This window comes from Amycolatopsis sp. NBRC 101858 (assembly GCF_030269325.1).
Taxonomy (GTDB): domain Bacteria; phylum Actinomycetota; class Actinomycetes; order Mycobacteriales; family Pseudonocardiaceae; genus Amycolatopsis; species Amycolatopsis ponsaeliensis.
This window is the reverse complement of the sequence record NZ_BSTD01000001.1, coordinates 1,249,881-1,274,555: the sequence shown is the minus strand read 5'-3', so window position 1 is coordinate 1,274,555 and position 24,675 is coordinate 1,249,881. Positions and strand designations below refer to the sequence as shown.

Annotated in this window: 14 protein-coding genes; 7 read left to right on the top strand and 7 right to left on the bottom strand. The window is 70.6% G+C overall.

The genetic code is table 11. The features are described from left to right. Positions 1-2: 2 nt before the first annotated feature. Positions 3-1,568 (bottom strand): beta-N-acetylhexosaminidase, encoded by a 1,566-nt coding sequence (locus QSK39_RS05980; RefSeq protein ID WP_285476638.1) that lies wholly within the window; start codon positions 1,566-1,568, stop codon positions 3-5. A gap of 66 nt (positions 1,569-1,634) precedes the next feature. Next, complete coding sequence (locus QSK39_RS05975) at positions 1,635-3,512, bottom strand: propionyl-CoA synthetase (protein WP_285476637.1); 1,878 nt, start codon at positions 3,510-3,512, stop codon at positions 1,635-1,637. A gap of 185 nt (positions 3,513-3,697) precedes the next feature. On the opposite strand from QSK39_RS05975, the gene QSK39_RS05970 reads away from it, so the two are divergent. Then, on the top strand, positions 3,698-5,455 hold the full coding sequence (locus tag QSK39_RS05970; protein ID WP_285476636.1) for a serine/threonine-protein kinase: 1,758 nt from the start codon (positions 3,698-3,700) through the stop codon (positions 5,453-5,455). Here QSK39_RS05970 and QSK39_RS05965 read toward each other — a convergent pair. After that, positions 5,452-6,021, bottom strand: coding sequence for a class I SAM-dependent methyltransferase (locus tag QSK39_RS05965; protein WP_285476635.1), 570 nt, complete (start codon positions 6,019-6,021; stop codon positions 5,452-5,454). The genes QSK39_RS05970 and QSK39_RS05965 overlap by 4 nt on opposite strands. A gap of 82 nt (positions 6,022-6,103) precedes the next feature. On the opposite strand from QSK39_RS05965, the gene QSK39_RS05960 reads away from it, so the two are divergent. Further along, a complete protein-coding gene (locus tag QSK39_RS05960) occupies positions 6,104-6,817 on the top strand; it encodes an AraC family transcriptional regulator (protein ID WP_285476634.1) in 714 nt (237 codons plus the stop codon). 227 nt (positions 6,818-7,044) lie between these two features. Here QSK39_RS05960 and QSK39_RS05955 read toward each other — a convergent pair whose 3' ends face one another. Further along, positions 7,045-8,613 carry a dolichyl-phosphate-mannose--protein mannosyltransferase gene (locus QSK39_RS05955; RefSeq protein WP_285476633.1) on the bottom strand — a complete coding sequence of 523 codons (1,569 nt, stop codon included), beginning with the start codon at positions 8,611-8,613 and terminating at the stop codon, positions 7,045-7,047. A 68-nt stretch (positions 8,614-8,681) separates the two neighbouring features. Between QSK39_RS05955 and rsmI the strand changes: the two genes are divergently transcribed. The 4 genes from rsmI (at position 8,682) to QSK39_RS05935 (ending at position 21,223) form a co-directional block, all read left to right on the top strand. Beyond that, entirely contained in the window at positions 8,682-9,533 is an 852-nt protein-coding gene (gene rsmI, locus QSK39_RS05950; protein ID WP_285476632.1) for a 16S rRNA (cytidine(1402)-2'-O)-methyltransferase, read from the top strand. Positions 9,534-9,788: 255 nt separating this feature from the next. Next, positions 9,789-13,889: a LamG-like jellyroll fold domain-containing protein gene (locus QSK39_RS05945; RefSeq protein WP_285476631.1), complete on the top strand. Its 4,101-nt coding sequence runs from the start codon at positions 9,789-9,791 to the stop codon at positions 13,887-13,889. A gap of 116 nt (positions 13,890-14,005) precedes the next feature. Further along, on the top strand, positions 14,006-20,695 hold the full coding sequence (locus QSK39_RS05940; RefSeq protein WP_285476630.1) for an RHS repeat-associated core domain-containing protein: 6,690 nt from the start codon (positions 14,006-14,008) through the stop codon (positions 20,693-20,695). Between the two features lie 18 nt (positions 20,696-20,713). Further along, positions 20,714-21,223, top strand: coding sequence for a DUF2247 family protein (locus tag QSK39_RS05935; RefSeq protein ID WP_285476629.1), 510 nt, complete (start codon positions 20,714-20,716; stop codon positions 21,221-21,223). Positions 21,224-21,229: 6 nt separating this feature from the next. Here QSK39_RS05935 and QSK39_RS05930 read toward each other — a convergent pair whose 3' ends face one another. After that, positions 21,230-21,706 carry a QsdR family transcriptional regulator gene (locus QSK39_RS05930; RefSeq protein ID WP_285476628.1) on the bottom strand — a complete coding sequence of 159 codons (477 nt, stop codon included), beginning with the start codon at positions 21,704-21,706 and terminating at the stop codon, positions 21,230-21,232. A gap of 105 nt (positions 21,707-21,811) precedes the next feature. Between QSK39_RS05930 and QSK39_RS05925 the strand changes: the two genes are divergently transcribed. After that, entirely contained in the window at positions 21,812-22,771 is a 960-nt protein-coding gene (locus QSK39_RS05925) for a quinone oxidoreductase family protein (protein WP_285476627.1), read from the top strand. On the opposite strand, the gene QSK39_RS05920 is transcribed toward QSK39_RS05925, so the two are convergent. Continuing rightward, a complete protein-coding gene (locus QSK39_RS05920) occupies positions 22,748-23,995 on the bottom strand; it encodes an aminodeoxychorismate synthase component I (RefSeq protein WP_285476626.1) in 1,248 nt (415 codons plus the stop codon). The two genes, QSK39_RS05925 and QSK39_RS05920, sit on opposite strands and share 24 nt — an antisense overlap. Before the next feature lie 19 nt (positions 23,996-24,014). Continuing rightward, complete coding sequence (locus QSK39_RS05915; RefSeq protein ID WP_285476625.1) at positions 24,015-24,629, bottom strand: glycoside hydrolase family 25 protein; 615 nt, start codon at positions 24,627-24,629, stop codon at positions 24,015-24,017. Positions 24,630-24,675: the final 46 nt, after the last annotated feature.

Genomic DNA, 24,675 nt, shown 5'->3' with positions numbered 1-24,675 from the left:
CGCTACTTCCAGTCGACCTGCGGGCTGCGGTAGAAGTCGATGCCCTGGGTCACCCAGCGCGGGGCCTGCTTGGCCAGGCGCTGCCGGTAGGCGTCCCAGTTGTGCGTCGACTTCGGGGACCAGCCGATCTCCGCGATGCCGGGCAGCCGCGGGAACGCCATGTACTCGATGTCGTCGCTCGTGCGGATCGTCTCCGTCCACAGCGGCGCCTCGACGCCCGCGACCTGCTTCTCGCCGACACCGGTCACCAGCGACGCCGGGTCCCAGCCGTAGCCGTCCTTCACCTCGACCAGCGCGGCCCAGTCCTGGCCCAGCGGGGTCTCGGGGTTGTACTTCATGTCCAGGTACGCGTAGTTCGCCGGCGACATCAGGATCTTGTTGCCCCGGGCCGCGGCCGCCGCGACGGACTCGTTGTCGCCGCCGAAGTCCCAGTACTGCGGGACCGCCGACACCGGCAGCGTGGACTTCGCGATCTCGTGCCAGCCGGTGACCTTCTTGCCGTACTTGGCGACGATCGGCTGCACCTTCTGCTGGAAGGTCAGGTAGTCCGCGGGCGGCGTCGCGTGGGCCTCGTCGCCGCCGATGTGCAGGTACTGGCCCGGCGTGATGGCCGCCAGCTCGCGGACGACGTCGTCGACGAACTTGTACGTGATCGGCGAGGAGATGCACAGCGAGCTGTAGCCGACCTCGGTGTCCGTGCGCACCGGGACGGCCTTGCCGTCGCAGTTCAGCTCCGCGTACGTCGACTGCGCCGCGTTCGTGTGCCCCGGCATGTCGATCTCCGGGATCACGGTGATGTGCCGCGAAGCCGCGTACGCGACGATGTCCTGGTACTGCTTCTGCGTGTAGTAGCCGCCCGGGTCGCCGTCGACCGCCGTCTTGCCGCCGACGGTCGCGAGCTTCGGCCAGCTCTTGATCTCGATGCGCCAGCCCTGGTCGTCGGCCAGGTGCAGGTGCAGGGTGTTGATCTTGTACTGGGCGATCTGGTCGATGTACAGCTTGACCTGGTCCGGCTTGAAGAAGTGCCGGGCGACGTCGAGCATCGCGCCGCGCTCGCCGAAGCGCGGGTAGTCGAGGATCGAGCCGCCGGCGACCGTCCACGTCCGGTGCTGGACGCGCTTCGCGTCGATCGCCGAGGGCAGCAGCTGCCGCAGCGACTGGACGCCTTCGAAGAGCCCGTCCGCGGTGTTGGCCTTCAGGGAAACGCCGTCGCGGCCGACCTTCAGCTCGTAACCCTCGGTGCCGATCCGGGCGTCGTGCCCGAGCTGCAGCGAGATCGCGGGCACGCCCCACGAGCGCGGCACGACCGGCAGCGGGTAGCCGGTGGCCGGGCGGAGCAGGCCGCGCAGGTAGTCCGCGACCTGGCCGGCGCCGCGGTCGGCGCTGATCACCGTGAACGGCGTGAGCTTGAAATCGCCCCGCGGGTCGGCCTTCGCCGACACGGGCGCCGGGACGACGTCGGTCACGCTGCGTTCCGGAGCGGCTGGGGAGGCCGCTGCGGCAGCGGGCAGGCCGACTGCCGTCAGACTCACGATCGCCGCGGTCGAGACGGCTCTGGACAAGCGCATCAGGGCACCTCCGGTCGGGGACTCCTCCCAAAGGTACAGACCAGCCGGTGCATTTGGAACAATACTTTACGAAGTGCGGAGCGCGGCCCGGATCGCGTCCAGCACGGCCGGGTCCTCGATCGTGGACGGCACGGCTTCGTCGCGGCCGTCGGCGATCGCGCGCATGGTCTTGCGCAGGATCTTCCCGGACCGCGTCTTCGGCAGCGCGTCCACAATGGACACATCGCGGAACGCCGCGACCGGCCCGATGTCCCGGCGGACCATGGCCACGAGCTCGTCGCGCAGCTTGTCCTCGGGGATGTCCTCGCCCGCCTTGAGCACGACGAACCCGCGCGGCAGCTGGCCCTTGAGCTGGTCGGCGACCCCGATGACGGCGCACTCGGCGACGGCCGGGTGCGAGGCCAGCACGGCTTCCATCGAACCCGTCGAAAGCCGGTGCCCGGCGACGTTGATGACGTCGTCGGTGCGGCCCATGACGAACAGGTAGCCGTCTTCGTCGAGGTAGCCGGAGTCGCCGGTCAGGTAGAAGCCGTCGTAGCGCGAGAGGTAGGCCTCGCGGTAGCGCTCGTCGTCGCCCCACAGCGTCGGCAGCGATCCCGGTGGCAGCGGCAGCTTGACCGTGATGGCGCCTTCGCGCCCGGCCGGCAGCTCGTCGCCGGCCTGGTCGAGGATCCGGACGTCCCAGCCGGGGACGGGCTTGGTCGCGGACCCGGCCTTGACCGCCATCGGCTCGAGGCCGCGCGGGTTGGCCGCGATCGCCCAGCCGGTCTCGGTCTGCCACCAGTGGTCGATCACCGGCGTGCCGAGCTTCTCGTGCGCCCAGTGGTAGGTCTCCGGGTCGAGCCGCTCACCGGCCATGAACAGCGTCTTGAACGCCTTGAGGTCGTACTTCTCCAGCTCGCGGGCGTCCGGGTCGAGCTTCTTGATCGCCCGCAGCGCGGTCGGCGCGGTGAACAGCGCCTGGACGCCGTGCTCGGCGATGACCCGCCAGAACGCGCCCGCGTCCGGCGTCCCGACCGGCTTGCCCTCGTAGAGCACGGTCGTCGCGCCGGCCAGCAGTGGCGCGTAGACGATGTAGGAGTGCCCGACGACCCAGCCGACGTCGGAGGCCGTCCACCAGATGTCGCCCGCGTGGATGTCGTAGACCGCGTCCATCGAATAGGCGAGCGCGACCGCGTGACCGCCGGTGTCGCGCACGACGCCCTTCGGCTTCCCGGTGGTCCCGGACGTGTAGAGGATGTAGAGCGGGTCGGTGGCCGCGACCGGCACCGGCTCGGCCGGGGTGGCGTTCGCCGCGAGCTCGCGCCAGTCGAGGTCCCGGCCGGACAGCTCGGCCGGTGCCTGCTCGCGCTGCAGCACGACGACGTGGTCGGGCTGGTGCTCGGTCATCGCGAGCGCACCGTCGATGATCGGCTTGTACTCGACGACCCGCGTCGGCTCGATGCCGCAGGACGCCGCCAGGATCACCTTCGGCTTCGCGTCCTCGATCCGCGCCGCGAGCTCCTTGGGCGCGAACCCGCCGAAGACCACGGAGTGCACCGCGCCGATCCGCGAGCAGGCCAGCATCGCGATCGCGGCTTCGGGCACCATCGGCAGGTAGACGATGACGCGGTCACCCTTCGTGACTCCGAGGGAGCTGAGTGCACCCGCGAACTTCGCGACCGTGTCGCGCAGCTCTTCGTAGGTGTAGGTGCGTTGCTGTCCGGTCACGGGAGAGTCCCAGATCAGCGCGGCCTGGCCGCCGCGGCCGGCCTCGACGTGCCGGTCGAGCGCGTTGTACGACGTGTTCAGCTCGGCGTCCGGGAACCAGCGGTAGAAGGGCGGGTTGGTCGCGTCGAGCGCTCGCTCCGGGGGCGTGGACCAGCTGATTTTCCGGGCCGCTTCCAGCCAGAACGCGTCCGGCTCGGTCAGGCTCCGCTGGTAGGCCTCGGAGTACGCGCCCATGCCCGCTCCTTCGCGTCGAACGTCCACACCGACCCCATCATGACGCGCGGGCGGCGGGCTCGCCGGATTCCAGGCACCCTTGAGACCCGGCAACCTCACGGCGGCCGGCTGCGTCCTAAGCTGGACCGCGGGAAAACGCCGCGTGATGGTACGTAGTGAACACGGACAGTGAGGGGAGCCCGGCGGTGAACGGACTCGCGAGCGCGTTGCTCTCGCTAGCCCATTCCTTGTTCGGCCCGGGCTTCTGCCCCGGCGACTGGGTCTGGGCCACGAGTGCGGCCGGCGCGCTCGTCGCACTGCTGCCGCCGATCGGCGCGCTGGCGGTGTCGATCATCCGGAAGGGCACGGGCAACCGCTACGACGCGACGACGCTGGGCGTTTTCGCCGCGATCGGGCTGGTCAGCGCGCTCATCCTGCCGTGGCTGCTGTCCAACGGCGTGTCCGGCGTCTTCCGGGCGGAGTTCGCGGGCACCAAGTCCGGGCTGTCCAAGGCGGAGACGGCCACGTTGACCAGTGGCTTCTGCTGGGTGGACAACCAGAAGCAGTACCTGGGCGGGCGGCAGACCGTCTTCGACGTCTTTTCCGCCGGCAGCACCGGCCCCGACGACCTCCCGGTCTTCGTCTACCTGGCGGCCTTCGTCGTGCTCGGCGCCGGTTCGCTGCTGTTCGTGATGCTGCAGGGCCGCACGGCCTTCCGCCGCGGTCCGAAGTGGCCGTCGCGGTTCTTCTGGATCCCGTTCGCCGCGATGCTCGTGTTCAGCGTCGGCATGGAGGCCAACACCGCGCTGCACTTCTTCCTGGGTTTCCTGCCGTTCAGCGTGCTGGGCCTGATCCCGGTCGCGATGGTCGGGCCGCCGCCGTGGTCGGTCATCAACCGGTCGGACGCGCCGCCGCGCCGCGACGAGCAGCCGCAGGGGCCGCCGCCGTCGCAGGTCCAGCCGCGCCCGACCCCGCCGCCGCCCCCACCTCCCGTCAACCGCCCGTATCCCAAGACGGCCCTGGCGGCCGCGCCCGAGCCGCCGCCGATGGCCGGCGCGCTGGCCGCGGCGCCCGGCCCGATCCCGCCGCCGCCCGGCTCGCGCAACGCCGGCGGCAGCCGCTACCGGCGCGTCAAGCAGCTCGGCGCGGGCGGGTTCGGCACGGTCTGGCAGGCCGTCGACACCCAGCTCAACCGCACGGTCGCGCTGAAGATCGCGCACGCGCCGGACCGCGACACCGCCGAGCGCATGCAGCGCGAGGCCCGGGCGCTGGCCGTGGTCAGCCACCCGAACTGCGTCAAGGTGTACGACCTGGCCGAGGAGCCGGACGGCCTCGCGCTGGTGATGGAGTACCTCGAGGGCCGTCCGCTGGCCGAGCTGGTCGACGGCCAGGGCCCGCTCGACGACGTCGCGGCCGGCCGCCTGTGGGCCACGATGGCCGGCGCGCTGGCGGCGGCGCACGACAAGGGCGTCCTGCACCGCGACATCAAGCCGTCGAACGTCATCCTCGACCCGAGCGGCCTGGCCCACCTGATCGACTTCGGCATCGCCCGCAGCCAGGGCGACTCGAAGATGACGGCGACCGGAATGATGATCGGCACGCCGGACTTCGTGGCCCCGGAGCAGGCGATGGGCGCAACGGCATCCCCGGCATCGGACGCGTGGCAGCTGGCGGCGACGATCAGCTACGCGCTGTCGGGCCAGCCCCCGCGCGGTACCCGCGAGACCCCGATGGCGGCGTTGATGGCCGCAGCCCGGGCGGAACCCGTGACCCGGCTTCCCCAGCGAAGCGCCCACGCGCGGCTGCTGGCGGCTTCCCTGGACCCGGAGCCTCGTCGGCGTCCGACGCTGAACGCCGTGCGGCGCGAGGTCGAGGGGTGGCTGTCGCGGGCGGGCAAGTCGGCCGACGGCCCGGTGACGCGGGTGGTGCCGCGCCAGCCGGGGAACCAGCTGCCGCGCCGCTAAGCGGGCTTCACGGCTTCGAAGATCACCAGCTCCTTCGGCCGCAGGTCGACGCTGACCTGCTCGAACCCCGCCTTCTCGAGCCGTCCCGGGAAGGTCTGCGCGTCGATGACGTTCATCGTGTCGCCGATGTGCAGGAGGCGGAAGCGGAAGTTGAGCTGGCCGTCGCTGCCGCAGTACGTGCCGCCCGGGCGCAGGACTCGTGCGGCCTCGGCGAAGATCGCGTCCTGGAGCTGCCGGGTCGGCACGTGGTGCAGCATCGTGAAGCAGACGACGGCCGAGAACCGGCGGTCTTCGAACGGCATCTCCGCGCCGCTGCCCTCGACGACCTCGGCGCGGTCGCCGAACTTCGCCCGCAGCAGCTCGCTCGACGCGTGGTCGATCTCCAGCACCGTCAGCTTCGGGACGGCGTCGAGCAGCACCTTCGTCGTGGCGCCGAACCCGGGGCCGATCTCGAGCACGTCGTCACCCAGGTTTCGGTCCTTGAGCCACGGCGTCAGGCGTTCCTCGACGGTGGCCGCCCACTTCTCCGAGCTGCAGATCTTGCGGTGGATCAGGTTCATCGGCATGCGTCCGACGTTAGGGTGCCCTCTCCGTGACCGATAGCCGATAGCCTGACAACCGATGTCGCGAAACAGCCAACCTGGCGCCATGCTCCTCGGCGAGGTCGACCTGCCCGCCGGCACCTGGTTCCCCGAGCACGAGCACCCGGTGCACCAGCTGGTCTGGTCGGCCCGCGGGGTCGTCGCGGTGAAGGCGGGCGACGCGGGCTGGGTCCTCCCGCCGACCCGGGCGCTCTGGATCCCGGCGGGCGTCCAGCACCGCACGGGCGCGCTCGGCCGGGCGGCCCTGCGCGGCATCTACGCCGAGCCCGCGCTGTCCCCGGTGTCGTGGCCCGTGCCCCGGATGGTGGTCGTCCGCCCGCTGCTGCGCGAGCTCCTGGAGTACTTGACCGGCGACGGCGTGGCCCCGGAGGCGCGGCTGCGGGCCGAGGCGGTGGCGTTCGACCTGCTGGAGCCCCTCGACGTGGTCCCGATCGTGGTCCCGTCCCCGGCCGACCCGCGCGCCCGCGACGTCGAGAGGGCGGTGCTGGCGAACCCGGCGGACCCGCGCAGCCTGGCGGAGTTCGGCCGCGACGTCGGCGCGGCGGAGCGGACGTTGGCGCGGATCTTCGTCCGCGAGTGCCGGATGCCGTTCGGGACGTGGCGCACGCAGGTGCGGTTGCGGGCGTCCCTGCCGTTGCTGGCGCAGGGGTCGCCGCTGGAGGCGGTGGCCCACCGGGTGGGCTACAGCTCGGCAAGCGCGTTCGTCGCAGCGTTCCGGCGGGCGGTCGGCGTCACGCCGGGGGCGTACTTCGCGGGCTGAGCCGGCACCAGTACCGCAACTTGCCGGCGGAGCCGGTGCCGTTGCGTTCGATCACGCGGCGCGATGCGTGCTTCCCGGGAGCGCAGGTCGGCGAGGCATCCTCGAGCTAGTGCGCGTGCGCCTCCGGGGCGGCAGGCGGCGCTGGCCGCAGTTCGGTGCACAGACCCCGCGGCGGTACTCCCCGCGGGCGGTCGGCGTCACGCCGGGGGCGTACTTCGCGGGCTGAGCTACCGCCAGGACGGCAGCCAGCGCTCGGCTTCCCACTGGCCCGTGGTGATCGCGACGCCGTTCAGGATCGGCCACAGCCAGGCGAAGTTCGCCACCACCAGGCCCACGTACAACGACACCACGAGCAGACCCGTCCCGCGTCTTTCGAACCCGCGGCGGGCGCTGCCCAGGATCTGGCCCAGGCACAACGTCAACCCGAGCGCCAGGAACGCGGCCAACGGCGTCGCGTAGAAGAAGTACATCTGGCGGTCGATGTTGGTGAACCAGAAGACGTACCCGCCGAGGTAGCCCACCAGCACGGCCGCGTAGCGCCAGTCCGCGCGGAAGAACGAGCGCCACACCGACCAGCCCAGCATCGGGATCGCCAGCCACCACATCGCCGGCGTGCCGATCAGCATCGTCGCGCTGACGCAGCGGGACTCGCCGCAGCCGGTGACGTCGCCGTCGTAGCTGTAGAGCATCGGGCGCAGCCCCATCGGCCACGTCCACGGTTTCGACTCCCACGGGTGCGGGTTGTCCTTGGGCGTGACCAGCGTTTCGTGGAAGTGCAGGACGTTCGCCGAGTAGTCGCCGAGCGAGCGCAGCGACGCCGGCACCCACGACCAGAAGCCCGGCGCGATGTCCTTGATCTCGGTGTAGTGCCGGTCGGTCGCCGTTTCGCTCGCGAACCAGGCCCAGTACGCGCTCAGGTACATCAGGAACGGGATGAGCAGGATCGCCCACAGCGCGGGCGCGACGTCGCGGCGGATCGTGCCCAGCCAGGGCCGTTCGACGCCGGCCGCGCGCCGTGCCGCGACGTCGAAGCCGACGCACAGCAGCCCGAACGCGACGATGTAGTACAGCGCCGACCACTTGACGCCGAAGGTGAGCCCGATCATCAGCCCGGTCGCGAACCGCCACCAGCGGAAGCCCAGCTTGGGGCCCCACACGGACTCGTTGACCCAGCCCTCGCGCACGGCCGTCGCGAGCCGGGTGCGCACCTGGTCGCGGTCGACCAGCAGGCAGGAGAACGCGGCGAGCACGAACAGCGCGATGAAGATGTCGAGCATGCCCATGCGCGACTGCAGGTGCAGCACGCCGTCGCTGATCACCAGGATGCCGGCGATGGCGCCGAGCAGCGTCGAGCGCGTCAGGCGGCGGGCGATGCGGATGGTCAGGAAGATGATGAGGGTGCCGGCCAGCGCGGGCATGATCCGCCAGCCCCAGCCGTTGTAGCCGAACAGCCATTCGCCGATCGCGATGAGCTGCTTGGCCAGCGGCGGGTGGACGACCAGCTCGTAGCCGTAGTTGTCCTCGTAACCGCCGTTGCGCAGCACCTGCCATGCCTGCGGCACGTAGTGCTTTTCGTCGAAGACCGGGCTGCCCTTGTCCGTCGGCACGCCGAGGTTCTGCAGCCGGACGATGCCGCCGATCAGGGTCAGCACGAGGGTGACGACCCAGCCGCGCAACCGGTCCGTGGGCATGCCGCGGCCGAGCAGGGTCACTTCGCGGTCGGTCGGCGGCCGGAGCGCCTCGACCGGGTCCGGCCGGACGCTTTCGTCGTCGGGACGGGTCAGCACGGCGGTCACGGGGGCGATCCTACGGGCGGGACAGGGCGTGCGTCGTCCGGATCCGCTGATCAGCCTAGGCTGGCCCGGTGAGCCCCTCGGTACTTCCCGGTCGTCTCGTCCTGGCCGCCACCCCGCTCGGCGACGTCCGCGACGCCTCGCCCCGCCTGGCGGAAGCGCTGGCGGAAGCCGACGTCATCGCGGCCGAGGACACCCGCAGGTTCCGCTCGCTGGCCTCGGCGCTGGAGGTGACCCCGCGCGGCCGGGTGGTGAGCTTCTACGAAGACGTCGAGACGGCCCGCCTGCCCAAGTTGCTCGAATCGTTACGCGCGGGCGAGTCGGTGGTGCTGGTGACGGACGCCGGTATGCCCAGTGTGTCCGATCCGGGGTTCCGCCTGGTGTCGGCGTGCGTCGCCGCGGACATCCCGGTCACCTGCCTGCCCGGCCCGTCCGCGGTGACGACGGCGCTCGCTTTGTCCGGTTTGCCGTGCGACCGGTTTTGTTTCGAGGGTTTCGCGCCGCGGAAGCCCGGCGAGCGGACGCGCTGGCTTTCGTCGTTGCGCGACGAGCCCCGGACGGCGGTGTTCTTCGAGTCCCCGCACCGGCTGGCGTCGTTGCTGGCGGACGCGGTCGCGGTGCTGGGCCCGGATCGGCCGGCCGCGGTGTGCCGTGAACTGACGAAGACCTATGAAGAGGTGAAGCGGGGTTCGCTTTCGGAACTGGCGGAGTGGGCCGCGGAAGGGGTCCGCGGGGAGATCACGGTGGTGCTTTCCGGGGCGGAGCCGCGGGAGGTTTCGGTGGCGGACCTGGTGGGCGAGGTCCAGTCCCGGGTCGCGGCGGGTGAGCGTCTGAAGACCGCCGCGGCGGAGGTCGCCGAGGCCACCGGAGTGTCCAAAAAGGAGCTTTACGACGCGGTGCTGGCTTCGCGCGCCGCGAAGTAACAAGGGCCACAACAGGAAATGTCTGTTTTGTCGTAAGTGATCGATGTGAGATCCGAATTAAGCCGTTCGGCCGCTACCGTCGCAGTCGATCATCGGTGATCGTAACTCCTGGGCGCGGCCCGGGTTGTCCGGCCGCGGAGTGAGGGGAATCTTCGCGTGGCTTTCGACGTGCGTTCTTCGCGGCTGAGATCCAGACGTGGCGTGCTTTTCGTGGTGTTGGCCGTGGCCTTCGGAATCTTTCCGGCCACGGCTTTTTTGCGGCCTCCGGCCGCCGCGGCCGACGTCGTCGCCCAGGCCCCGGACACCGCGCCGGACGAGGCCACCGCGGCCCGGTACGCCGGCCAGGCGCGAAAGCGCATCCAGGTCATGGACCAGACCACCGAGACCGCGGAGACGTTCGCCAACCCGGACGGCACGATGACGACCACCCGCCACCTGCGGCCCGTGCGGGTCAAGCAGGCTGGCGCCTGGTCCACGCCCGATTCGACACTGGCGCCGAAGGACGGCGTGCTCGCCCCCAAGGCCGCGACGACCGGCATCACCCTTTCCGCCGGCGCGGGCCGCACCGCGAAGTCCGTCGGCGCGCAGCCCCTGCTGCGCTTGACCCGCGACGGGACGACGGCCGGGTTCGACTGGCCCGGCGCCCTGCCCGAGCCGGTCGTCACCGGCTCGACCGCGACCTACCCGGAGGTGCTGCCCGGGGTCGACCTGCGGGTCGAGGTCGACGTCGACACCGTCCACGAAGTCGTCGTCGTCAAGACGCCCGAGGCGGCGAAGAACCTGGCGAAGCTCGACTTCGGCGTGCCGGTGCGGGGCGGCACCGTGACCAGGGACGCCGACGGCTCGCTGCACGTCCGCAACGCCGCGGGCGACGAGAAGTTCACCGCGCCGGCCGCCACGATGTGGGACTCCTCGGGCGTCGAGACGAGCGTCCAGGACTTCACGCGCGGTCCGGCCCCGGCCGGGCACCGCGCCGCCGTCGGCGTCGCCCTCGACGGGACGAAGCTGACCCTCACCCCCGACCCGAAGCTGCTGGCCGCCGCCGACACCGTCTACCCCGTCTACGTCGACCCGACCTGGCACGACAACTACTGCGGCGCGTGCGGCCGCAACCACTACCTGGTCCAGTACGCCTGCGGCTCGGGCAAGACGCCGGGGGACGCGGTGTGGGACAGCGACGACAACCTGCGCACCGGCTACACCTACGACGCCAGGTCGAGCTGCAGCGGGCACCTGGTCACCGCGCGGTCCTTCGTCGAGATGAACCTGGGCGGGCTCATCGGCAAGAAGATCTACGGCGCGTCGCTGACCCTCAGCCTGACCAACTCGGGCACCTGCTCGGCGACCAACAACGTGGTCTGGGCCGGCGGGATCAGCGCCGGGCTGAAGTTCAACAGCGGACCGGCCTGGTGGAACACCGTCGGCACGGTCGGCGGCAACTGCTCCGGCGACGTCAACAACGCCGGCTTCGACATCACCTCGACCATCGACAGCGCGGTCAAGGGCAACTCTCCGACGTGGACGTTCGGCCTCGTCTCGCCGAACGAAGGCGACCAGGCGACCTGGAAGCGCTACTCGCCGCAGGTCGGCTTCTCGGTCAACTACAACTCCCCGCCGAACCAGCCGAAGAACCTCGCGCTCTTCAACGGCACGCAGTCCTACCCCTGCGTCCAGGGCGCTTCCCGGCCGGTTCTCGGCCCGACCGCCACCGGCTACGTCACCCGGGCCAACGTCTCCGACCCGGACGGCTACCAGCTGGACGCCCGGTTCCGCATCTACAAGGGGCTCGTCAGCACGGGCAACTACGCGTGGGACGGCCGGGAGTTCGGTTCGAACAACATCCTGAGCGACGCGAACCAGGCGAACCGGAACGCGGTCACGACGCTGCCCAAGGACGAGATGAACGCCGACGGCTTCTACTCGTGGGACGTCCATTCGACCGACGGCAGGGACGAGGCGTGGGCGGTGCCCTGCGAGGCCGAGGTCGAGCTGACCCCGCCCGCGGCGCCCGGCATCGCGTCGCAGACCTACCCGTCCGGCGCGTACGGCGGTGGCCCCGGCCGCCCCGGTGACTTCACGTTCACCGCGGCCGGCACGGCGGCTCCGGTCGACCACTACGTCTGGAAGCTGGACAACACGGCCGCGCCGAGCTGCGACGGCACCGAGGCCGGCACGGTGAAGCCGAAGGCCCTGAACGGGCCCGGCACCACGGCGATCGCGCCCGGCAGCTCGGGCCCGCACGTGCTCAGCGCGTGGTCGTGCAACCGGGCGAAGACCCCGTCGAACCGGATCGACTACGCGTTCACGGTGAAGGACGCCGCGGCTCCGGTGGCGTCCTGGCAGTTCGAGGGCGACGGTCGCTCGCAGGTCGCGGGCATGCGCTACGCCGGTGCCGGCACCGGCACCTTCGCCACCGGCAAGCTCGGCCAGGCCGCGGCGCTCAGCGGCCAGGCGGGCGACTACTTCGCGACGCCGGCCCGGATCGTCGACACCACCAAGTCGTTCTCCGTCTCCGCCTGGGTGAACCCCGCCGACCTGACCGGCCAGCGGGCCGTGCTCTCCCAGGACGGTGACCAGACCAGCGGGTTCGCCCTGCAGTACCTGAGCACCGGCAAGTGGGCGTTCAGCCTGAGCGGCTCGGACGTCGCCAACCCGGCGGTCACCTCGGCCGTTTCGACGGCCGCACCCGCCGCCGGGACGTGGACCCACCTCACCGGGGTGTACGACGCGACCGCGCACACGGCGGCGCTGTACGTCAACGGCGCCCCGCAGCAGACGGTGTCCGCGACGGCGGCGAACGTGACCGGTCCGCTGGTGCTCGGCGGCGGCAAGTGGGGCGGGGTCCGCACCTACCTGACCAAGGGCTCGATCGACGAGGCGGCGGTGTTCGGCCGCGCTCTGTCGGCGAGCGACGTCACCACGCTGTACGGTGCGAACGGCGTCCCGGCGGGCCTCGGCGCGGCTCGCGAGTACACATTGGACGGTGATCCGCGGGACGCCACCGGAACCGAGAACACCCTCGCGTTCACCGGCCTACCGTTCGGCCCGGGGTACTCGGACTCGGCGGGCCAGTCCGCCACCGACGACTCGATCGGCCACGGCACCGGCCAGGGCATGGTGGGCTCGGGCCCGGGGTACGCGGCGACGTCGTCCCCGGTGGTGGACACCGCGCAGAGCTTCTCGGTCTCGGCCTGGGTGAAGCTGGACAAGTCCGACTTCTACACCTTGGTGATGCAGGAAGGCACCGCCGGTGACTCGTTCATGCTCAGCTCTTCGCCCGACAACGTCGCGTTCGGGATGAGCACCACGGACGCCGTCGGGGACGCGGGCAACTGGCGGTGGGCGGGGACGTCGATCACCCCGTACGCCGGGAAGTGGACGCACCTGACCGGTGAGTACGACTCGGTCGCGGGCAAGGAACGGCTGTACGTCAACGGCGCGCTCGCTTCGGAGACGGTGATCCCCGCGGGCAGTGTGTGGCGCTCGACCGGGCCGTTCGGGATCGGGAAGCTGCCCGGCCGGCCGGTCGGCGCCTTCGTGGGCTCGATCGACCAGATCCAGGTCTGGGACCGCGCACTGCCCGCCGCCGAGGTGGCCGGCCTCGCCAACACCGCGGTGCTGCGGGCGAACTACCAGCTCGACGGCACCACGACGGACTCCGTCAGCGGCGCGACCGGCACGCCGTCCGGGAACTTCCAGATGACGACCGACGAGAGCGGTGCGAACGTCGCCCGGTTCCCGTTCGAGTGGGGCTCCCAGGTCGAAGGGCCGCGCCCGGAGAACTTCCGCAGCGACCGCAGTTTCACGGTCGAGGCCTGGGTCAAGCACACCTGGACCGAAGCGGACGCGGCGCGCGAGAAGCAGCGCGACCCGTCCGATCCCGGTGGCGTGGACAAGCCCGGCCGCACGGCGCTCGGGGCCAACGGCGCGAACTTCTCGCCGTACCTCCTGGGCTACCGCGGCGTGCAGGACGCGAACGGCACCTGGCACCCCCGCTGGAGCTGGGCGATGTGGATGAAGGAGTCCACCCCGGCGACGCCGGTGGCCATCCTGGCGACGCCGGACGCGGACGCGGAGTCCGGCGTCTGGACCCACCTCGCCGGGACGTACGACGCCGTGGCGCACCGGGCGTGCCTCTACGCGACGACGGACGCCTACCAGTTCAGCACCAAGTGCGTCGACAACGTGATCGGCTGGAACGGCGCGAACGACCTCGAGGACCTCTTCCTCGGGCGAGGCCGCTTCAAGGGCCAGGACAGCGACTACTGGTACGGCGACCTGCGCGGTATCCGGGTCTACAGCGGTGTGCTCGACCAGCAGCACATCAACGCCGACGCCATCCTCGACCACCCGTAGTCCCCGCGGACTCCTTCCCCCGGCTCACCCGAACTTTTCCCAGAACGGGCAGATCTTCCATGCGTAGTAGTGCCAGATGGACCCGGCCGGTCCGGTCGTCCAGAGTGGTCGCGGCGATGCTCGCGGTCGTCATGCTCGGCTCCGGCGCGACGGCGGTCGCCGCACCGGCCCGCCCCGGCGGCGGCTGGACGGTCCCGCCGGGGCAAAAGGAGAAGAGCGTCCCGGTGAGCCCGGTGGCCACCGGGAAGCTGCCGGACATCAAGATCGGCACGCCGCCCGTCACGCCGCCGGTCTGGCCCGCCGCGAAGGACGCCGACGTCGACCTGGCCCCGGCGGCCACGCAGCAGCTGCGCGCCGCCGACACCCCGGTGCGGCTCGGGCGCGCCGCGGCCGCCGCCAAGCCGGCCAAGGTGCACGTGAAGGTCGCCGACCACAAGGCCGCCGAAGCGCTGGGCCTCGACGGCGTCGTCCTCGCGGTCACCGGCGCCGCCGACGGCCCGGTCCACGTCGGACTGGACTACAGCGGCTTCGCGAACGCGTTCGGCGGCGGCTGGAGCGACCGGCTCCGGCTGTTCACGCTGCCGGCCTGCGCACTGTCCACACCGGACAAGCCGGAGTGCCGCGAGCGCACGCCGATCGCGGGCTCGGCCAACGACGCCAAGGCGAAGCAGGTCACCGCCGACGTCGTGACCGGTGGCCGGACGCAGGTGCTGGCCGCCGCGGCGGCGGCCGCCGGTTCCGCGGGCTCGACCACGGCGATGCCGCTGTCGGCCGCCGGCGACTGGTCCGGCGGCGGTTCGGGTGGCGACTTCTCCTACAGCTACCCGTTCGAGACGCCGAAGGCCCCGAACGGCGCGGCGCCGAACCTCGCGCTGTCCTACTCCTCGGGCAGCATCGACGGCCTGACGTCGGCGACGAACAACCAGGCGTCGTGGATCGGCGACGGCTGGGACTTCACCCCCGGCGGGTTCATCGAGCGCAACTACCAGGGCTGCAGCGAAGACCTGGGTGGCAACAACGGCCAGACGAAGACCGGCGACCAGTGCTGGGGTCCGGACAACGCGTCACTCGTCCTCGGCGGCCGCTCGACCCAGCTGATCAAGGTCAACGACACGTTGTGGCGGCCCAAGAGCGACGACGGGTCCAAGGTCGAGCTCCTGACCGGGGCGGCGAACGGCGTCTCCCACGGCCAGCACTGGCGCGTCACCACCGGCGACGGCACCCAGTACTACTTCGGCCTCAACCACCTGCCCGGCTGGACCAGTGGCAAGCCGGAGACGCAGTCCGCGTGGACGGTTCCCGTGTTCGGCAACAACGCCGGCGAAGACTGCTTCCAGGCGGGCGACTTCGCGCACTCGTGGTGCCAGCAGGGGTGGCGCTGGAACCTCGACTACTCGGTCGACTCGCACGGCAACGTCAGTTCGTACTACTACCAGCCGGAGAAGAACTCCTACGGGCTGAACCTGAACGTCACCTCGGCCGGCACGCCGTACGTGGCGGGCGGCTACCCGCTGCGCATCGAGTACGGCCTGCGGCTCGCGAACGGCAGCGTCTACGGCAGCGGCCCGACGAACCAGGTCGTGTTCGACACGGCCGAGCGGTGCATCCCGGACCAGTCCTTCGACTGCGCCCCGGCGAAGCTCACGGCCGCGAACGCGGCCCACTGGCCGGACGTCCCGTTCGACCAGATCTGCGCCGAGGGCGCGACCTGCGACTACGGCGCTCCCGCCTTCTTCACCCGCAAGCGCCTGACCGCGGTCCGCACGCAGTACTTCGCCGGCACGACCCCGCACGACATCGACCAGTGGGACCTCGTCCAGTCTTACCCGGGATCGGGGGACAACGCCCCGCCCGCGCCGTGGCTGAACTCGGTCACCCACACCGGCAAGGCGGGGACCACGCCGATCACCCTGCCGCCGACGGAGTTCGACCGCTACATCTTCCCGAACCGCGTCGACACGCTCGGCGACAAGTACGCGGCGATCACCCGCAGCCGGCTCAAGGAGATCCGGACCGAGACCGGCGGGCGGATCTCCGTCAACTACTCGGCACAGGACTGCGTGCCGGGCACGAAGATGCCGGCGTCGCCGCAGACGGACAAGTACCGCTGCTACGCGTCCTACTGGAGTCCGCCCGAGTCGAAGGACCCGGTGCTGGACTGGTTCCACAAGTACGTCGTCACCGACGTCACGGAGGACGACGGGCCGGGTGATTCGGTCCCGGTCGAGACCCATTACGCCTACCCGGTCGACAGCGCGGCCTGGCACTACGACGACAGCCAGTTCACGCCCGACGCCCGCCGCACCTGGAACCAGTGGCGCGGGTACAACGTGGTGACGACGTCCATCGGCGCGCCGGGCACGGTGCAGACCGTCACCGAATCCCTGTACCTGCGCGGGATGGACGGCGAGGTGGTCACCGACTCCGACAAGGGGACGATCACCGACAAGGACCCGCTGCAGGGCTTCGTGCGCGAGTCCCGGACGTACCTGGCCGACGGCAAGACCGTCGACTCGGCGTCGATCAACGACCCGTGGTTGCGCGGCCCGACCGCGACCAGCTCGGACGGGCGCCTCAAGGCGTACATGACCGACACCCAGTCCGTCCGCGGCCGCATGCTGCTGTCGGACGGGACGACCTACCGCCGGACGCAGGTGAACAAGGAGTTCGACGACAACGGGATGACCACCCAGGTGGAAGACCTGGGCGACACCGCTACTCCGGCGGACGACACCTGCACGAACACGGCCTACCTCGCGAACACCGGCGGCATGTTCGACCGGTCGAGCACGGTCGCCATGTTCGGCGGGAACTGCGACGCGACGCAGACCGCGGCGAACAGCATCACCGACGTCCGGGTGGCCTACGACCACCAGGCCGTCGGGGAGCCGCCGACCAAGGGCGACATCACCGAGCAGGACACCCTCGACACGTGGGACGCGGCAGGCAAGCACTACGTCGCCACGGCCGGGAACACCTACGACGACCTCGGCCGCGAGACCGAGGCGCGGGATGTGTTCGGCAACCTGACCAAGACCGAGTTCGTGCCGGTCACCGGCGGTCCGGTCACCCAGATCAAGACGACCAACCCGGCCGGCTGGACGTCGACGACGACGCTCGAACCGGCCCGCGGCAACCCGACGACGTCGTCCGACGTCAACAGCGTCACGACGGACATCGACTACGACGCGCTGGGCCGGAAGACCGCGGTCTGGAACCCGGGCCGGACCCGGAGCCAGGCGGCGAGCGCGACCTTCGAGTACGGCCAGAGCAAGACCGGCCCGGTCTACGTGCGCACGAGGACGCTGCAGGACACGAACGCCTACACGGACTCCTACGCGATCTACGACCACCTCGGCCGGACCCGGCAGACCCAGGTCCCGGCGCAGGGCGGCGGCCGGATCATCGCCGACACGCTGTACGACTCGCGCGGCCTCCAGTTCAAGACGAACGCGCCGTTCTACAACGACGCGTCGGGCCCGGGCAGCGCGCTGGTCGGGGCGGCCGACAACGTCGTGCAGGCGCAGACCGTCACGGAGTACGACCGCCGGGCGCGGCCCACGGCGTCGATCCTGCTGTCGAAGGGCGTCGAGCAGTGGCGGACGACGACCCGCTACGACGGCGAGCGCACCACCACGATCCCACCGGCGGGCGGCTCACCGTCCACAGTGGTCACCGACGCGCAGGGGCAGACCGCCCAGCGGCTGCAGTACACCAACGGCTACACGCCGGGCGGGGCGAACCCGGCCGACGTCACCACGTACGCGTACAACGCGGCCGGTGCGCAGACGTCCGTGCAGGACTCGTCGGGCAACGTCTGGTCGACCAAGTACGACCTGCGCGGCCGCAAGATCGAGCAGAACGACCCGGACGCGGGCAAGTCGACGACGACCTACGACCAGGCCGGCCAGGTCAAGACCACGACGGACGCCCGCGGGCAGACGCTGGTCTACACCTACGACACGCTCGGCCGGAAGGTCCGCGAGAACAAGGACTCCGACACCGGTCCGCTGCTGGCGTCGTGGTCCTACGACACGGTCGCGCACGGGCTGGGGCTGCCGGCGTCGTCGACCCGCTGGGACGGCGCGGACGGCTACACGAACCGCGTCGTCGCCTACGACGCGTTCAGCCGGCCGACGAAGACCGCCGTCGACATCCCGGCCAAGGAAGACGCGCTCAAGGGGACTTACGAGTTCTCGACGAAGTACACGGCGACCGGTGCGATCTCGGAGACCGTCAGCCCGGCGGCGGGGAACCTGCACCAGGAGCACGTCGTCCACGGCTACACGGACCTGGGCCTGCCGTCGACGACCTACGCGCTCGACTCGACGACCGGCGCCCGCACGGACCTGGTGTCCGCCACCGGGTACACGTCGCTCAACGAGCGGTCGACGCTGCAGCTGGACGGCGCGACGTCGACGTCGAACGTCGGCGTGACCCAGACCTACGACGAGGTGACCCGGCGGTCGCAGACCACGACGGTCAGCCGCGAGACGCAGGTCGGGGCCGAGCTGACGAAGCGGACCTACAGCTACGACCCGGCGGGCAACGTCCGGAAGATCGCGGACACGCCGTCCGGTGCGGCGGCGGACATCCAGTGCTTCGACTACGACTACCTGCAGCGGATGACGGACGCGTGGACGCCGTCGTCGGGTGACTGCGCGACGGCGAAGTCGGCGTCCACCCTGGGTGGCGCGGCGCCGTACTGGAACACGTACACGTTCGACAAGACGGGCAACCGCAAGACGCAGGTCGAGCACAAGCCCGCCGGCGACGTGACGACGACGTACAACTACCCGTCCTCGGGCGCGACGGCGGTGCGGCCGCACGCCCTGCAGGGCACCAGCGCGGGGGGCCCGAACGGCACGTCGACCACGGGGTACACCTACGACGAGGCGGGTTCGGTCAAGACCCGCAACGTCGGCGGCACCACGCAGACCTACACCTACGACGCCGAAGGCCACCCGGCGACCGAGACGGACCCGACGGGTACCAGCTCGTACGTCTACGACGCCGACGGCAACCGCCTGATCGCCCACGACCCGACCGGCGCGACGCTGTCGATCGGCGACCTGGAGATCATCCAGGCCGCGGGCACGCACGCGTCGACGGCGATCCGCTACTACTCCCACGGCGGCGCGCAGGTGGCCGAGCGCGTGGGTTCGACGGGCCTGAAGTGGATGCTGGGTGACCTGCACGGCACGAACGGGCTGTCGATCACGCAGGGGACGCTGCAGCCGAACCAGCGGTACACGGACCCGTTCGGCAACGTCCGCGCGCAGACGTCGACGTGGCCGGACAAGCACGGCTTCGTCGGGGGTTATCAGGACACGACGGGCCTGACCCACCTCGGTGCCCGCGACTACGACCCGACGACCGGCCGCTTCACGACGGCCGACCCGGTGCTGACGCCGGACCTGCCGCAGACGTTGAACGCCTACGCGTACGCGAACAACTCGCCGGTGACGGAGTCGGACCCGTCGGGGCTGTCGGCGTGCTACAGCATGGGCTCGGACGGCTTGCTGTGCAACGCGGGCACGCCGCAGGCCGAGGGGTGTTCGTGGAACCCGAGCTGCAACGTCCAGGGGCACCACACGCAGCAGGAGATCGACAAGCACAACGGCAAGTACGCCCGTGACGAGGCGATCCGCAACTCCGGCATCAGCCAAGCCGCCTACAAGGACGCGCAGGCGGTGGTGAAGAAGTCCAAGTGGGACGTCTTCGTCGAAGCGGCGGGCGAGCTGGTCAAGGGGCTCATCGGCTGGGACGACATCAAGGACTGCGTGACGCAGGGCGCGTTCGGCGCGTGCGTCCGGACGGTCATCAACTTCATCCCGTGGGGCAAGATCCTCAAGGCCGGCGAGATCATCGCGGACTTCTGGAAGGGCGCGAAGGCCCTGATCACCTTCGGCAAGGAGGTGGAGAAGGCCGAGAAGGTCATCGTCGACACGGAGAAGGTCCTGGCGGACGCGGACAAGGCGGCCAACGCGGCGGCCGACGCCGAGCGGGCAGCTTCGGAGGTGGCCCACGGGGCCGAGGAAGCGAAGGGCGCGGAGAGCGGAGCTTCGTGCGCGCTGCACAGCTTCGTGGCGGGAACGCTGGTGCTGCTGGCGGACGGCACGACAAAGCCGATCGACCAGGTCCACGACGGCGACGTGGTCCGCACGACGAACCCGGCAACGGGCGAGGCCGAGGACCACAAGGTGGTGGGCACGCTCGTCCACGAGGACGAGGACGCGCGCACCGAGGTCACCCTGGACTCGGGCTCGTCGTTGACGGCCACGGACTGGCACCCCGTCTGGGTGGAAGAGGCAGGTGACTGGGTCGCGATCGGGACGCTGGTCCCGGGCGAGCACCTACACTCGGCGGATGGCCGGTCGGTGCTCGTCACGTCGGTCCGGCACTTCGAGCAGCAGGCGCCGGTCTACGACCTCACGGTGGACGAGGTCCACGACTACTTCGTGGGTGCCGCCGCGACTGCCGTCCTGGTCCACAACTGCAACGTGGCGCCGAAGGAACATTTCCAGCCGACGGCTCAGGAGGCTCAGGACCTCGTCCAGAACGCTCCCCGTGGGAGTTCTGCCGCGGTGAAGTCCGACCCTTACCACCGTGCCGCGGCCTGGATGCAGGACAAGATCGCCGAAAGCGGCACAGTATGGCGTCAGCGCCAGCGCGATCCTCGTAATCCGTTCACCGTGCTGCACGTCTCGGTGCCGGGTGAGGTGAATGGTGCCACCGGGGTATTCCACTGGATCATCAACCACACGGGGACCCTTGTTCATGAAGCGTTCGAGCCGCGTAGGTAGTAACCGAGGGACTTGCTGATGCGAGAGGTTTGGGCGAAATTCGACCCGGAGTCCTTTTTCGGGTTCGGCTTTCCGTATGCCGGAGAGCTCTCGTATGGGTGGCGTACTGGCCTGCTGAACACCGATGAGCTCATGCGAGTCGTTGATGGTCTGGCTCGACGAGGCCTGCCCATGACTCGTGAGGAGTTCGAGATCTCGCTTCTGCTGGCTGCGGATGTGGAATCCGCGGAGCGGTTCGCCGGAGAGATGCGAGTGAATGAAACCGGTGATTCGGGAAGCGTTTGGCAGTACTATGTCGTTTTTGCGGTCAAGGAGGCCGTCGCGGACTTACCTGCTCGGTTCGACCTTCTGGACTCCGCGTGGGCAGACCTCGGGTATCCGGAGGAAATGAGAAGGGTGATCTATCCGGAAGTCGGTGTGCCGTCTCATCTGGATGTGCAGGCCGGTAGTGTCGAGCTTGCTCGATTCGTGGATTTGTGGCAGAAACGGCTGAGTGGACGAATTCCGGAACATCGGATTTTGCATTGACTGGGTTCACGTCAACAACGCGGTCACCGCGGCATGCGCCTTCTCCGCATCGGGCGCATCCCCGGTGATCACGTCCGTGTACACGAACGACTCGCCGATCCGCACCAGCAGGTAAGCCAGATCCGGCACCGGCAACGGCGGCTCCAGCCGGCCCGCCGCCACCTCGCCCTCCAAAAGCGACCGCAACTCCGCCGTCGTCCGCTGTTGGCAAACGCTTGCCCGCGTCGTCAGCAGCCGCAGAGCCCTCTCCGGCTCCCGCCGCAAGAAGTTACGGAAAGGCGGTGACTCGTTCGCGAACCGGACGTACCCGCTCACGAAGTCAGCCACCCCGGCTGCCCCGCGGCCGGCGCAGGATGGCCACAGCCGGGCGATCGAGGCCGACGACAGCGACCACAGGATCTCGCCCAGCAGGAGGTCGCGGGATCCCACTCGGCGGTGGAGCGTCGCGCGGCTGATCGACAGCGCCTGGGCCAGCTCGCCCATGTCCACCCGCCGGCCGGCCAGGAACCAGTCGCGGGCAAGGTCGAACTCAGCCGAGTGAGACATATGTCAGAATGTCTCACAAGGACGACCGAGAGGGAAACGCAGATGCGCGCAGTGCAGGTGACCGAGTTCGGCGGACCCGAGGTGCTCACGCCCGTCGAGCTGCCCGATCCCGTGGCCGGCCACGGCGAGGTCCTCATCGACGTCGACCGCATCGGGGTCAACTACGCCGACACCCACCAGGCCGAAAACAGCTACCTCGCGCCGTCCGAGCTGCCGCTCGTTCCCGGTGGTGAGGTGGTCGGGAGGACGCAAAACCAAGAGCGAGTCGTCGCCCTCCTGAACAGCGGTGGCGGCTACGCCGAGAAGGCCGTCGCGCCCGAGGTGACCACCTTCCCCGTTCCCGATGGCATCGACGACCTCACCGCGCTGTCCATGCTGGTCCAGGGCGCCACCGCCTGGGTGCTGCTCAAGAAGAACGCCCACCTCGAAGCCGGCGAGTCCGTCGTCGTGCACGCCGCCGCCGGCGGGGTCGGGACCATCGCCGTGCAGCTCGCCAAGGCCTGGGGCGCCGGCCGTGTCATCGCCACCGCCAGCAGCGACGAGAAGCGCGCCCTGGCCCTCGAACTGGGCGCCGACGTCGCCGTCGACTCGCGCGCCGAGGACATGACCGCCACCCTGCTCGAGGCGAACGAGGGCCGGCGCGTCGACGTCGTGCTCGACATGGTCGGCGGCGCGACCACCGACCAGAGCATCGCTGCGCTCGCGCCGTTCGGCCGGCTCGCGTTCTACGGCATGGCCGGGCGCGAAAGCCCGAAGCCGGTCGAGTTGCGCAACCTCCTCGGCCACAGCACGACGATCAGCGGCATGTGGCTGCCGCACGTCTTCCGCCTGCCGGGCAACGTCTTCGGGACGGCCCTCACCGAGCTGTTCGCGCTCGTCGAAGAGGGCAAGCTCAAGGCGATCCCGGGCGGCGAGTTCGCCCTGTCGGACGCCCGCGGCGCGCACGAGGCCCTGCGTTCCCGCAAGACCGTCGGCAAGCTACTGCTCGACCCCGGCAAGTAGGCGTTCCAGGGGTGCCGCCTTGTGCAGGCACTCCTGCCACTCCGCCTCCGGGTCCGAATCCGCCGTGATCCCGCCGCCGACACCGAGGGAAATGGTGCCGGCGCGGATCTCGAACGTCCGGATCGCGACGTTCAGCTCCAGCCCCGCCGCCGGTGACACCAGCCCGATCGCGCCGGTGTAGACCCCGCGTCCGCACGGCTCCAGCTCCGCGATCAGGTCCAGCGCGCGGATCTTCGGCGCGCCCGTCACCGACCCGGGCGGGAACGTCGCTTCCAGCAGCGAAGCGTCGGACACCGGCGGCCGCAGCACTCCCGTCACCGTCGAGTCCAGGTGCCAGACCCCCGGCGCCGGGCGGACCCGCAGCAGCGACGGCACCGCCACGGTCCCCACCTCGCACACGCGGCCCAGGTCGTTGCGCACCAGGTCCGTGATCATCACGTTCTCCGCGACGTCCTTGGCGGACCGGCGCAGCAGCACGGCGTTCCCGTCGTCGGCGGGGCCACGCCGGGGGAGCGTCCCCTTGATCGGCGTCGACCGCACCGCCCGGCCGTGCCGTGCGAGGAACAGCTCCGGCGAGAACGACACCACCGAGCCCCACGAGCCTGCGACGAACGCCGCCCGGCGCGGATCCAGCGAAGCCACCCCGGCCGCGAACAATGCTTCGGGCGAGCCGGAAAACGAACCGGTGAACCGGCTGCAGATGTTCGCCTGGAACAGTTCCCCGGCTTCGATCGCGTGCACGCACGCCTTCACCGCGTCCCGGTGCTCCGAGGGCAGCGGACGCCGCAGCGGCCCGGCCGCCCAGGAGAGATCGGGCGGCGGAGAAGAAAGCAGCGACTCCATAGTGGACACCGAAGGGCCGCCGCCGTCGAGGGACTCCAGGAAGCAGGTGCCCGAGGACGACCACCGCAGCACGTGGTCCGCCCAGCCCCACGCGGCCGCCGGCAGGGCACCGGAACGCCCGGACGGATCCGCGGAGTCGTAGGACAGGTAGCCGAACCAGCCGCCGCCGACCACGCCCGGCGGTGCGGGCACCGGCGAAACCGGCGGCAGCGCACCGGGGGAAACGGTGAGCGAGGGCGCGATCACCGCCCGGGCACCGAACCACTCGCCCGACAGCATCGCGGGCGGCGGCAGCCCGCGGGCGGCGTTGTGGTGAGCGAGTACCGAGAAAGCGCGCGACGGCGTCACGTTCGTCCGAAGTGCCTGGCTCGTCACGCGCATGGCGCCATATCACCACACGTCAGAGCAGAAGGTCACCCAATGTGAACGGGTACACGACGGCGTTCTGCTCCACGGGACCGTCGACGCCCGGCACGTCCGCCGTGCACGCGTGCTGGTGCACGCCGAGCCGCGAGTGGAACCAGCCGGCCCGGCCCGGGATGCCGTTGTGCCGGATCAGCCACAGCACCACCTCGGAGTCGGCCCAGCGGTCCGGGTGCAGCCGGTGCTGCCAGCAGTCGTAGTCGGCGTAGACCAGCACACGCTCGATGCGCGCCGCCTGCCGGACGTACTTGATCCACGCCTTGATGAACCGGTCGTCGACGCTGGGCGCCGCCACTTCCAGCGCCGGCGCCAGCGACCCGGGCGCGAAGGCGCCGAGCCGGCTGGCCGTCCGCACGAAGTGGTCGGCCTGGTCGTGCACCGCGCCCGGCCGCGCGTAGTGGCGGCCTCCGACGTGCAGCCCGGCCTCCTGCGCCCCGGTCAGGTTGCGCTCCGCGGCGGAGCTGCTCCAGTTGACGTTCTCGCTGACCGTCACCGAGACGAACCGGGTCTGCGCGCCGCGCACGGCCTGCCAGTCGGCGACGTGCTCGCGGTGGGACAGCGAGATGCCGAGTTCGGCTTCCGGCTCCGTCACAGTCCGCCCCCGGCGCGTAGATGAGAGCACACCATACGTCGCCAAG

Excerpts from the sequence above, each read along its gene's own strand:
- QSK39_RS05980 (WP_285476638.1), bottom strand. The coding sequence starts at position 1,568 with ATGCGCTTGTCCAGAGCCGTCTCGACCGCGGCGATCGTGAGTCTGACG.
- QSK39_RS05975 (WP_285476637.1), bottom strand. The coding sequence starts at position 3,512 with ATGGGCGCGTACTCCGAGGCCTACCAGCGGAGCCTGACCGAGCCGGAC.
- QSK39_RS05965 (WP_285476635.1), bottom strand. The coding sequence starts at position 6,021 with ATGCCGATGAACCTGATCCACCGCAAGATCTGCAGCTCGGAGAAGTGG.
- QSK39_RS05960 (WP_285476634.1), top strand. The coding sequence starts at position 6,104 with ATGCTCCTCGGCGAGGTCGACCTGCCCGCCGGCACCTGGTTCCCCGAG.
- QSK39_RS05940 (WP_285476630.1), top strand. The coding sequence starts at position 14,006 with ATGCTCGCGGTCGTCATGCTCGGCTCCGGCGCGACGGCGGTCGCCGCA.
- QSK39_RS05935 (WP_285476629.1), top strand. The coding sequence starts at position 20,714 with ATGCGAGAGGTTTGGGCGAAATTCGACCCGGAGTCCTTTTTCGGGTTC.
- QSK39_RS05930 (WP_285476628.1), bottom strand. The coding sequence starts at position 21,706 with ATGGGCGAGCTGGCCCAGGCGCTGTCGATCAGCCGCGCGACGCTCCAC.
- QSK39_RS05925 (WP_285476627.1), top strand. The coding sequence starts at position 21,812 with ATGCGCGCAGTGCAGGTGACCGAGTTCGGCGGACCCGAGGTGCTCACG.
- QSK39_RS05920 (WP_285476626.1), bottom strand. The coding sequence starts at position 23,995 with ATGCGCGTGACGAGCCAGGCACTTCGGACGAACGTGACGCCGTCGCGC.